General features: G+C 62.2%; 9 protein-coding genes. 5 read left to right on the top strand and 4 right to left on the bottom strand.

Going from position 1 to position 10,372, the window contains the following annotated elements; all coding sequences use genetic code 11:
• Positions 1-92 precede the first annotated feature (92 nt).
• From NW853_RS02460 to NW853_RS02450, 3 genes are all read left to right on the top strand, one after another.
• On the top strand, positions 93-1,733 hold the full coding sequence (locus NW853_RS02460) for a CocE/NonD family hydrolase (protein WP_414347586.1): 1,641 nt from the start codon (positions 93-95) through the stop codon (positions 1,731-1,733).
• 96 nt (positions 1,734-1,829) lie between these two features.
• Complete coding sequence (locus NW853_RS02455; RefSeq protein ID WP_414333553.1) at positions 1,830-2,090, top strand: DUF6761 family protein; 261 nt, start codon at positions 1,830-1,832, stop codon at positions 2,088-2,090.
• A gap of 88 nt (positions 2,091-2,178) precedes the next feature.
• Positions 2,179-4,002 (top strand): hypothetical protein, encoded by a 1,824-nt coding sequence (locus NW853_RS02450; RefSeq protein WP_414347583.1) that lies wholly within the window; start codon positions 2,179-2,181, stop codon positions 4,000-4,002.
• Positions 4,003-4,149: 147 nt separating this feature from the next.
• On the opposite strand, the gene NW853_RS02445 is transcribed toward NW853_RS02450, so the two are convergent.
• Positions 4,150-4,788 carry a Crp/Fnr family transcriptional regulator gene (locus NW853_RS02445; protein WP_414333557.1) on the bottom strand — a complete coding sequence of 213 codons (639 nt, stop codon included), beginning with the start codon at positions 4,786-4,788 and terminating at the stop codon, positions 4,150-4,152.
• 330 nt (positions 4,789-5,118) lie between these two features.
• Here NW853_RS02445 and atpC point away from each other — a divergent pair, with 330 nt between their 5' ends.
• Positions 5,119-5,526: an ATP synthase F1 subunit epsilon gene (atpC, locus tag NW853_RS02440; RefSeq protein ID WP_414333559.1), complete on the top strand. Its 408-nt coding sequence runs from the start codon at positions 5,119-5,121 to the stop codon at positions 5,524-5,526.
• Between the two features lie 103 nt (positions 5,527-5,629).
• Positions 5,630-6,160 (top strand): heavy metal-responsive transcriptional regulator, encoded by a 531-nt coding sequence (locus NW853_RS02435; protein WP_414347581.1) that lies wholly within the window; start codon positions 5,630-5,632, stop codon positions 6,158-6,160.
• Here NW853_RS02435 and glmS read toward each other — a convergent pair.
• The 3 genes from glmS to NW853_RS02420 all read right to left on the bottom strand — a co-directional run bounded on the left by glmS (position 6,121) and on the right by NW853_RS02420 (position 10,184).
• Entirely contained in the window at positions 6,121-7,968 is a 1,848-nt protein-coding gene (glmS, locus tag NW853_RS02430; protein ID WP_414347578.1) for a glutamine--fructose-6-phosphate transaminase (isomerizing), read from the bottom strand. The two genes, NW853_RS02435 and glmS, sit on opposite strands and share 40 nt — an antisense overlap.
• A gap of 135 nt (positions 7,969-8,103) precedes the next feature.
• Positions 8,104-9,330 (bottom strand): MlaD family protein, encoded by a 1,227-nt coding sequence (locus NW853_RS02425; RefSeq protein ID WP_414347575.1) that lies wholly within the window; start codon positions 9,328-9,330, stop codon positions 8,104-8,106.
• Positions 9,330-10,184, bottom strand: a complete 855-nt coding sequence (locus tag NW853_RS02420) for an ABC transporter ATP-binding protein (RefSeq protein ID WP_414347572.1) — start codon at positions 10,182-10,184, stop codon at positions 9,330-9,332. The genes NW853_RS02425 and NW853_RS02420 overlap by 1 nt, the downstream gene beginning before the upstream one ends.
• Between the last annotated feature and the right edge of the window lie 188 nt (positions 10,185-10,372).

Below are 10,372 nucleotides of genomic sequence, written 5' to 3'. Positions count from 1 at the left end.
AATGCTTCTATCTCCCGGAATTTTCTATCGAAGAGCTCTCCAGGGATCCCTGTGCCTAGTTCTTCGGCAAATTTCGCTGACCTTACCCAACCATGCTGCCTGTGCGCCCCCGCGAAACCGTTTCCATGTTCACCCGCGACGGGATCCAACTGGATGCGGATGTCTATCGCCCAGAAGGCGGGGGGAGCTACCCGGTCTTGCTGATGCGGCAGCCCTACGGGCGGGCCATTGCCTCGACGGTGGTGTACGCCCATCCGCGCTGGTATGCGGCCCATGGCTATATCGTTGTCATCCAGGATGTGCGGGGGCGGGGCACCTCCAAGGGCTCCTTCTACCCCTTCCGCCACGAAGCTGAAGATGGGTTTGACGCGGTCAACTGGGCGGCTGCTTTGCCAGGGAGCAACGGTGTGGTGGGCATGTACGGCTTTTCTTACCAGGGCATGACCCAACTCTATGCCGCCTCCAGCCGTCCCAGCGCCTTGAAGGCCATCTGCCCGGCGATGCTGCCCTACGATCTCTACGCCGATGCCGCCTACCCGGGGGGAGCCTTTGCCTTCTCCAACAACCTCAGTTGGGCGCTGCAACTGGAAGCTGAGGGAGCCCGCCGGCGGGGAGAGGCCAACGCTTACCAGGCCCTCTTCAAAGCCTCCCGCAACTTGCCCCTCTACGATCCCATCCCCCTCAAGCCGGGCGTGCTGCAGCAATACGCGCCCCAGTCCTACTACTTCGACTGGCTGGAGCACAGCGAACCCGACGACTACTGGCGCCAGCTCTCCCCTCGGCTAGAGGTGGTGGATCTGCCGATGTTGCACATTGGCGGCTGGTTTGACAGCTATCTGAGTGGCAGCCTGCGCCTCTACAGGGAGATGAGTGCCCGCAGCCAAAACCCGCAACACCTGATCATCGGCCCTTGGGCCCACCTGCCGTGGGGGCGCAGGGTGGGGGCGCTGGACTTTGGCCCCGAGGCCGTCAGCCCCATCGATCGGCTGCAGGTGCGCTGGTTTGACCAGTTCCTCAAAGGCAAGGACACCGGGATCCTCCAGGAGCTGCCGGTGCGCCTATTCGAGATGGGATCCAACCGCTGGCGCAGCTTAGAGGCCTGGCCCACCCCGGAGCCAAAAGCTTTTTACCTGCACAGCACCGGCCTGGCTGCCCTCTCCGAACTTGAGGGATCCCTCCGCCCGGAACCCCCACTGAGGCAACAGTCGGATACTTTTGTTCACGATCCCTGGCGACCGGTGCCGGCTTTGGGGGGTCACCTGGTTTATCCTGCCGGGCCGCAAGAGCGCTCTGCCCTCGACTGCCGCACCGATGTTCTCACCTACACCACTCCCCCTCTGGAAACCGACCTCCTCCTGGCGGGGGATATCACGGCAGAGCTCTACGTCGAAGCCGACAGCCCCAGCTTGGATCTCTGCGCCGTGCTCTCCGTGGTCAGGCCGGACGGCCAGGTGTACAACTTTTCCCAGGGCTACCGCCGTCTGCGGGATCCCCAGCCCAATGCCCCCATCTCAATCCCCTGTCAGCCCGCCTGCATCCGCATTCCCCGCGGCCACGCCCTGCGTCTCAGCCTCAGTGCGGCCTGTTTCCCGGCCTATTCCGTCAATACAGGTACGGGGATGCGAGAGGAGCGGCTCATTGAGGCTCGCATTCTCACCCTTGCTCTTCACAGCGGCGGCGACACCCCCTCACGGCTGCACCTTCCCATTGTCGAGGGGAGTTGGGGGGAGTAAAAGCTTAAGACCCTACAGCTTCCCATCCCTTCGCAACTCCTGATCACAAACAGATATCAAAAGTTAGGATAGAAACAAGCAGGGCAAGGGAACACCATGTTGCAAGACCCGAAGTTGATCCGGCATTATCAGGCTTTGACCGACGCGCTGGTGGACAGTTGGCATCGCGGCTATCGGCGCACCGATGAACTGCGCCTGCTGGTGGATGGCTACCTGCTGGCCCTGCGAACTGGCAAGCAATTGCAGCCTTTTGAGATCTACCGCCTTGAAGACGAGGTCAACCGCTTCCTTTACGACCCGTCCAACTTCATGGAGCCGGAACTGGAGCGAGAGACGGAGCCGATGCGGGGTTATTGATACTGCATAGAGAGGGGCCGGGGGCGAGGGATCGAACGCCGCCAGGTGCCTGATAGGCTGGGAAAGATTCGGTTCCTCATTCCAATCTATGGCGGTTTGGGATACGCTGGCAACTTCCCGGCGCCTGGCTCTGCTGGGATCCGGCCTGGGCTTGGGCATAGCCCTGACCCTCTGGTACGGGGTGTTTGGCTACCACGTGCTGCAGATGGGTATCTGGCTGCTAAGCATCCTGCTGGTGGGGCTGTATGTGGCCCAGTTTCCTCCGGCTCAGCTCCCTTGGGATCCGACGCGGCTGCGCTGGCGTCAGGAGCTGCTGCACCTGGGGCTGCTGGCGCTGGTCTTCGCCCCCATCTACCTCTACGACCTGGCCAACATCCCTTTTCAAATCAACACCGACGAGATTGTCATCACCTCCATGGCGCGGCGGGCCTCAGGGGTGCGCTACCCCGATATCTTTGGGCTGATGCCGGAGTATTTCTATTTTCCCCGCTTTATGTTCAGCCTCTTCGGCGGCCTGACGCGGCTGATGGGGGGAGTCACGCTGGTGAATGTGCGCACCGTGCATGCCGCCTTCGGGGTGATCACCACCCTGGTGGCCTACGGGTTTTTTCGCGCCTTCTGGGGATCCCGGCTGGCCTTGGCGGGGGCGATCCTCTTGGGATCCAACCACGCTCTGCTGGGCATCAGCCGCATGGCGATGCGAGAGAATCTGATTGTGCTGGTGGAGTGTGCAGCTCTAGCCTTGATCTTAAAGGGCGTGCGGGAAAAAAATCCCCTGCTTTTGTATTTGGGGGGAGGGGCAGCGGCCTTCTCCCTCTACGGCTATCTGCCGGGGCGGGTGGTCATCCTGCTGGGGTTGCTGTTTGGCGGCCTCTACCTGCTCCTGGGCCGGGAGGATCTGCAGGAGGGGAATAAGCAGGTCAACCCCGTTTGGGCCCTGGCCAAGCTGACGCTGCCGGCGGCGCTGGGTTTTTTTCTGGTGGCCGCACCTATCTTGGTGGCCACGGCTACTTCTCCGCCGGCCAGCACCGAGTATGCCCGCCAGCAATTTCTCTTTTTCCCGGAAGGGCGGGCGCTGCAGCAGATGTGGGTCAATGCGGCTACACCAGCCGAGGCGGTGTGGCGCAACATCCGCAACGGCCTGAGCATGTTTAACGACCCCGGCCAGCACGACCGGGGCTATATCTACCCCAACTATGGCCATGCCTTTGTGGATCCGCTGACGGGGGTTTTGCTCTGGCTGGGCTTGGGATCCGGCCTCTACCGCCTCTGGAAGGGGCGCAGCCAACCCCACGACTGGCTTTGTATGGGCAGTTTCCTATTTCTCTATCTGCTGTTTAGCTTGGCCATCACCAAAGCCCCCAACTATACCCGCCTGCTGGTGATCCTGCCCTTTGTAGCCTACCTAACCCTGGAAGGGATCCAGGCGCTGGTAGCTCTCCTGGGACGTTGGGGATCCTCAGGGAGGAAGTGGCTGCCGGCAGTGGCGATGGCGGGGGCGATCCTGGTGATCGGGGGATGGAACTTGGCGATTTTTGGGGATTTTGTTCACAAGGGCTGGATCCAGGGCAACGATGTGGGAGCTACCGGGCGCTACGTGGCGGCCCGACAAGGGGATCCCGACCACCGCTTTTACCTGGCAGCCAGCGCCGCCTACCCCTATTTCAGTTGGGGAGAGCCTATCTATTGGCAGAGTTGGATCCAATTTTTTGCCGGGCCGGGACAGCAGGTGCAGGTCTTTTCCCCTGAGGCCTTGCCCACCCAAGACCTACAGCCGCCGTTTACCCTGTTCCTGAACCAGGGGGTATGGGATCAGCAAGGGGCAGCGCTGCAGCGGCGCTTTCCTCAAGGCCGGTTGCATCGGATCCCTGCCGAGCGGGGGCTGTGGGCGTTTGAAGTGGTGGATGCTTGAAGCGCTGGGCCAGCCGACCAAACTCTGGGTTGAGCTGGCCTTAGCAAATCGGCAGGAAGCCCCGCGCTCTTCCGAACAGTATGTGCTGTGGTGGGACCAGTAACCCTAAGGCGATGAGGCTGGGAGAATCCTTGCCCTTTGGGGCTGTCAAGAGGCGTGCCCAAGCTTGATAACCAGGTGGCGGTTCTTGTCCACCGCGATCCAGCCTTGCTGGCGGAAACGGTTCAAAAGACGGGTGATGGTGACGCGGGTGGTGCCGATGGCATTGGCCAAGTCTTGGTGGGTAAGGCGCACCTGCAGGCGCACCCCCGTCGCCACCGGGGATCCCAACTCCACCGCCAATAGGGAGAGCAACTGGCGCAGCCGCTCTTCCACCCGCCGCCGCCCGGCTAGGGCCAGCAGCGCTTCGGTTTGGCGCAGCCGCCGCACCACCTGCTTGAGCAGCCCTTGGCTCAGGGTTGCTGAGGCTTCCACCTCGGCTGCCGACAGCCGCAACACGTCAACCGCCGTCAATGCCTTGGCCTGGTAGGGATCCAACATCGTCAGCGGGGATCCCAGCGGCATGGAGGGGCCGGCAAATCCCAACAGCGCCTCGCCGCCATTGGGATAGAGAGTCGTCAACTGTACCACGCCCCGACAGACGATCACCCATTCATCCGCAAACAAAGGGATAACCTGTCCAGGACTGTAGGGAGATAAGCTGCGGCCTCGGTAGAGATCTTCTAGTAGTTGACGCTCCCGTGTAGGCAGGCCGGCAGCAAAATGGCCGGGCATCGTTTCAGGCATAAACTGGCTCCGCTAGAGCAAACTGAGCACACTGGTCGTTGGGCTTTCTCCTGCGAACCCACAGCAGCGGGGTTGGCCATCAGTGCTGAGTTCACGGCAAGAGACAGGTGTTCCCGACAACACCATACCGCTTGCCTTCCCGACTGAAGTAAAGGCAAGGTTATGCCTAGGTTAAGTCTCGCTCACTATGCCGTTACAGGGGGGGGACATCGTCCCGCTTCGCGAACGGTCTTGGGCTGCGCAGGGATCCCCCGACCGAAGTCGGCGGGAGTGTCGATGTGATCCAGTAGGATCTAAGGATGTCCAGCTCAAGCCTCTAGGAGATCTGCCGTGACGCTGATGGTTCGCGTGATCACCCCCGACCGCATCGTTTGGGATGCCCCCGCTGAGGAAGTGATCCTCCCTGCCACCTCAGGTCAATTGGGCATCCTCACCAACCATGCTCCTCTCTTAACTGCTATCGGCAATGGAGTCATGCGGGTCAAGGCCGGTGGCAAGTGGTCGGCCATTGCCGTGATGGGCGGATTTGCGGAAGTGGAAAATAACGAGGTAACCGTTCTGGTTAACCGCGCCGAGCGGGGAGAAAAAGTGGACAAGGCCGCAGCTCAGGCCCTCTTGGACGAAGCGAGCCAAGTTTTGAATACCAGCAGCGACAAGCAGGAGCGTTTGCAGGCCAAGTTGGATCAGCAGCGGGCCAGAGCCTTGATCCAAGCCGCCGAGATGGGCAGCAAAAGCTGAGGTATTCCCGCCTCTCTCAGCAGGAGCCAATTTGGTCTCGGCAGGGGATCCGGCTACGGGGCTGGCTTTGTTAAGCTGAAGCTTCTGGGGAGCTGGTGGTGCTATGTTCAGTCCTGCAATTGCCGTTCGCGTCAGCGGGACGGAGTCCTTTAGCACGTCGGCCAGCTTGAAGATTGGCCAGGTGGCAGCAGCGGCGGGGTTGCCGGTGCGCACGGTGCGCTACTACGAGTCGCTGGGCCTGCTGCGGCCAACGGTGCAGCGGTCGGAGTCCAGCTATCGCCTCTTCCATCCGGCAGTGCTGGGGCGGCTGGCCTTCATCCGCCGCTGCCAGAGCCTAGGGCTAAGCCTGGAAGAAATTGGCCAGATCCTGCAGCTCCACGACCAGGGGGAACAGCCCTGCCCGGAGATCCGCCAACACCTGCAGGAGAAGCTGCGTCAGATCGAAGAGCGGATAGCGGAGTTGCAAACTCTGAAAGGCCAAATTGAAAGCCTCCTCTCCGATTGGCGGATCCCAGCGGGATCGACGGCTGAGGATGACGTGATCTGCCCGATTTTACAAAAGCCAGAGGCCGGCCCTGACAAGGTCGGCAGCCACTACTCGACGGTTACCGACTTGGCCAGGTTGCGGGGTTGATCCACATCGGCCCCGCGGCGCAGCGCCATGGCGTAGGCAAACAACTGCAGGGGGATGACATTTAAAACTGCCGACAACAGGGGTGTGGTGCTGGGCACCTCGATGACGTGGTCGGCCTTCTCCCTCACCTGGCTATCTTCTGGGTTGATCAGGGCAATCACCCGCCCTCCCCGCGCCTGTACCTGTTCGATGTTGGAGAGCATCTTCTCGTAGACGGGATCGCGGGTGGCAATACACACCACCGGCATGCGCTCGTCGATGAGGGCGATGGGGCCGTGCTTCATCTCCCCTGCCGGGTAGCCCTCCGCGTGGATGTAGCTGACCTCTTTCATTTTCAGGGCCCCCTCCAGGGCTATGGGGGCGTTGACCCAGCGGCCCAGGTAGAGCATGTCGGCAACGTGGTGGTACTGTTCCGCCAACTGGTCGTAGAGGGCGGCATCTTTCAGGAGCAGGCTGATCTTGCCCGGCAGCTCGATCAAAGCTTGCAGGTGGGATCGGATCTGGGCCGGGTTGAGGATCCCTTTGGCCTGGGCCAGTTGCAGGGCCAGCAGGTATCCCGCCACCAGCATGCCGGTAAATACCTTGGTGGAGGCGACGGCGATCTCCGGCCCGGCGTGAATGTAGAGAACTCCGGCATCCGCCAGGCGCGTGGCCTGGGATCCGATGGCGTTGACGATGGCCAGGGTGGGGATCCCTTGGGCGCGGGCCTCGCTCATGGCCGCCAGCGTATCGACGGTCTCGCCCGACTGGGTGAGGGCCACAAGCAGGCTGTGGGGGCGCAGCACCGGCTGGCGGTAGCGAAACTCGGAAGCATAGTCCACCTGCACCGGGATGCGGGCCAGGCTCTCGATAAAGTACTTGAGCACCAGACAGGCGTGCCAGGCGGTGCCGCAGGCCACGGCATGAATCTGCTCCGTCTGGGCCAGTTGCGCCTCTGTTAGCGCCAGCTCCTCTAGAGTCACCCGCCCCTCTTCCAGATCCACCCGCCCCCGCAGCGTATCGGTGGTGGTGCGCGGCTGCTCATAGATCTCCTTTTGCATGAAGTGCTTGTAGCCGCCCTTGGCCGCCGAGACGGGATCCCAGGCCACCGTGAGGGGGGTTTTGCGCAGCTCCTCGCCGCTGATGCGCAGGTAGCGCACGCTGGAGTCGGTGAGGATGGCCATCTCCCCATCTTCCAGAAACACCACCCTGCGGGTGTGGCGGACAATGGCGGGCAGATCCGAGGCAACGAAGTTCTCCCCCTCCCCTTCGCCGACGACCACAGCGCCGGCGTTGCCCAGGCGGGCGGCAATCAACCGATCCGGCGCCTCCCGATCCAAAGCCACCACGGCATTTCCCCCCCGCAGTTGCCCCATGACTTTGCCAAAGGCCGTCTCGAAGCAGCCCAGCTCCTCGGTGTAGAGGCCCAGCAGTTGGGCGATCACCTCGGTATCGGTTTGGGAGCGAAAGCCAACCCCTCGCCGCAGCAGCTCTTCCTTCAGCTCCAGGTAGTTCTCCACAATGCCGTTTTGGATGACCACGATGCGCCCGCGCGCGTCGCAGTGGGGGTGAGCATTTTCTTCGCTAACACCGCCGTGGGTGGCCCAGCGGGTGTGGCCAATCCCCACCTTGGCCGTGGGCATGTTGGCGGTAAGCTTCACCAGCAGGTTGTGCAGCTTGCCGGTGGCCCGCACGATCCTCAAGCCCTCTTCTGGATCCACCGTGGCAATGCCGGCGGAATCATAGCCCCGATATTCCAAAGTGCGCAGGCCCTCCAAGAGGATAGGAGCCGCCCACTGAAAGCCCACATAGCCGACAATGCCGCACATTCCTCACACCTCAACCTCAGCCACGCCAGCGGTGCAAAGCACCCTATCCGCAAAGCCTACCCCAGCTTCCGGATCCCTTCAATGGCTTTTGCCGCCGCTGCGGGAGCAGACCTCGGCAGGGATCCTGGCTTCCTCCTAGGGAACGGGCTGCTGCTCCTCAAGGGCCAGGGCAAAAGAAACGGGCGCAAAACGGAAGCGATACTCTTGGGCTGCAGCAGGCTGGATCCCGTCTTCTGTTCGCGTAAGCGGGCCGGAGGCCTTAGGGGCGCTGGAGACCAAGTTGCTCAGCCCCAGCACCAGCTCTCGCAGGCCGCGGCGAAACTGGGGATCCCCCGTCAGCTCGTCGATATCGGCGGTGATCTTTTGCGCATTCTGGAAGGTGATGCGGGCCGAGTCCAGGGTTTGGCGCAAGGTCGCCAGGGTGCCCGGATCGTTGAGGTTGGCGGCAAGCTGCCGCAGATCTTCGGTAGCTTGAGACACGTTCTCCGCCGCCGCTCGCACCTCGGCCAGGATCTGGCGCACATCCGCCTGCAGTTGCGGATCCGTCAGCAGCGGGCGAACCGCGCTCGACATGGCTTGCAGATCGGCGCTCACCTGCTGGATATTTTCCAGGGCGGCACGGAGAGAGGTGCGGTTCTGTTCCACCAGAAGGGTGAACTGATCGGCAGCCGCTTGAAAACTGCGGGCCGTTCCTCTCACAGCCCCAGCCGCGTCTTGGATAGCCGTGGCAGCCGAGGTAAATTGCGACAAGTCCAGATCTTCCGTGCGCAGGGCAGCTACTTGCTCTTTTACAGTTTCTGAGAGATCGGCCACGCTGTTGGCGACGCGGGTGATCCCTTCTAGGGTGGCGTTGAGGGTAGCGAAGAACTCGTCGTTGTTGATGCGCGTCACCAGCCGATCCACCTGAACCAGCAACTGGCCGAAGTCCACGCCCGGCGTGCCCTCCACCCTATCCCCAGCGCAGATGATCTGGCTGCGGTCGCAATCGGGCGCCAAGGGAGATCCTGTTAGCTGCACAGCCGTCTGGGGCAGGATATCCATCACCGTCTCCCCCACCAACCCCGTCTGGGTGGTTACAAACAGGGCGTCGCGGGGGATGGCCAAGGGCTGGTCGATGGCCACCTGCACCTCCACTTGGGCCGCCTGGGGCAAAATCCGCTCCACCCGCCCCACGGCTACCCCCCGCAGCCGCACGCTGGAGCCTTCCGCCAAGCCGGATACGTTGGGATAGGTGACGGTAAACTGGAAGCCGCGGCTGCCGAAGCGCAAGTTGTAGATCCACAAAAACAGCCCGGCAAAGCCCAGCACCCCTGCCAGGATCAACAGGCCCACCGCCCCTTCTCGGATTGCTCGCGAACGCATCACACCTGCCCTGCCACTTGAATCGGCCCTTCTACGCTACCGCTGAAAAATTGCCGCACAAAGGGGTTATCGCACGTTTCGATCTGCTGCACCGATCCCTCCCACTGCACCCGCCCCTGGGCCAAGAGCACGATGCGCTCGGTGGCGCGGTAGATGGTGCTGTGCTGGTGGGTCACCACAATGTAGCTCTCGCAAGCTTTTTTCACCTGCTGCAGATCCCGGATGAGGTCTTCAATCACTGTGGAAGCAATGGGATCCAGGCCCGCCGTGGGCTCGTCGTAGAGCAGCAGTTGCGGCTCGTCCTGGGGCAGAGAAGGATCCTCCATAATAGCGCGGGCGAAGCTGGCCCGTTTGCGCATCCCCCCCGAGAGCTCCTCCGGCAGGCTGTTCTCCTTACCCGCCAGCCCCACTGCTTCCAGCTTGGCTGCCACCAGCTCCCGAATGCGTGCCCGCGGCAGCCGCGAGTGCTCGTAGAGCAAAAACCCGACGTTTTCCTCCACCGTCAGCGAGTCGAAGAGGGCCGCCTGCTGGAATACCATGCCTACCCGCAAGGGGGGAGTGCAGTGGCCGGCCTGAATCTCCGGCAGGGGGATGCCGCACCAGAGCACTTCGCCAGCGTCGGGCTCTGTCAGGCCAGCGATGATGCGCAACAGAGTTGATTTGCCAGTGCCGGAAGGCCCCACTAGCCCCAGAGCGTCGCCCCGATGTACCTTTAGATCGACTTGGTCAAGCACCAGCGTGGTTCCAAAGCGCTTGGAGACCTGCCGTAGCTCCACCAAGGGTACGGGATCTCCCTTCCCCGCTCCAGACTGGGGTTGGGGACTCTCCGCCGGCGGCTGCTGTTGGCCGTTCATGCTGGTGCCAATGTCCTTTCTGAAGTACTTCGCCCAACACTTCCAGCAGAGCTGCAAGATCAGGGTGCCTCCCTCCCGTGGCTTGCGTTCCATTGCTAGTTTAAGAGCCGTCGCACTACGCGAACAACTTGCTGCTGTTGCCTCCAGCAGCCAAGGCTACGGAGCACCTGCCAGCCTTCGTCTCTTAG

This window comes from Synechococcus sp. H55.11 (genome assembly GCF_047462475.1).
Classification (GTDB): domain Bacteria; phylum Cyanobacteriota; class Cyanobacteriia; order Thermostichales; family Thermostichaceae; genus Thermostichus.
This window is presented reverse-complemented; position numbering and strand designations above follow the sequence as displayed.

Bases quoted from the DNA above. Each gene is read 5' to 3' on its own strand.
- NW853_RS02460 (WP_414347586.1), top strand. From the start codon at position 93: ATGCTGCCTGTGCGCCCCCGCGAAACCGTTTCCATGTTCACCCGCGAC.
- NW853_RS02455 (WP_414333553.1), top strand. From the start codon at position 1,830: ATGTTGCAAGACCCGAAGTTGATCCGGCATTATCAGGCTTTGACCGAC.
- NW853_RS02450 (WP_414347583.1), top strand. From the start codon at position 2,179: ATGGCGGTTTGGGATACGCTGGCAACTTCCCGGCGCCTGGCTCTGCTG.
- NW853_RS02445 (WP_414333557.1), bottom strand. From the start codon at position 4,788: ATGCCTGAAACGATGCCCGGCCATTTTGCTGCCGGCCTGCCTACACGG.
- NW853_RS02435 (WP_414347581.1), top strand. From the start codon at position 5,630: ATGTTCAGTCCTGCAATTGCCGTTCGCGTCAGCGGGACGGAGTCCTTT.
- glmS (WP_414347578.1), bottom strand. From the start codon at position 7,968: ATGTGCGGCATTGTCGGCTATGTGGGCTTTCAGTGGGCGGCTCCTATC.
- NW853_RS02425 (WP_414347575.1), bottom strand. From the start codon at position 9,330: ATGCGTTCGCGAGCAATCCGAGAAGGGGCGGTGGGCCTGTTGATCCTG.
- NW853_RS02420 (WP_414347572.1), bottom strand. From the start codon at position 10,184: ATGAACGGCCAACAGCAGCCGCCGGCGGAGAGTCCCCAACCCCAGTCT.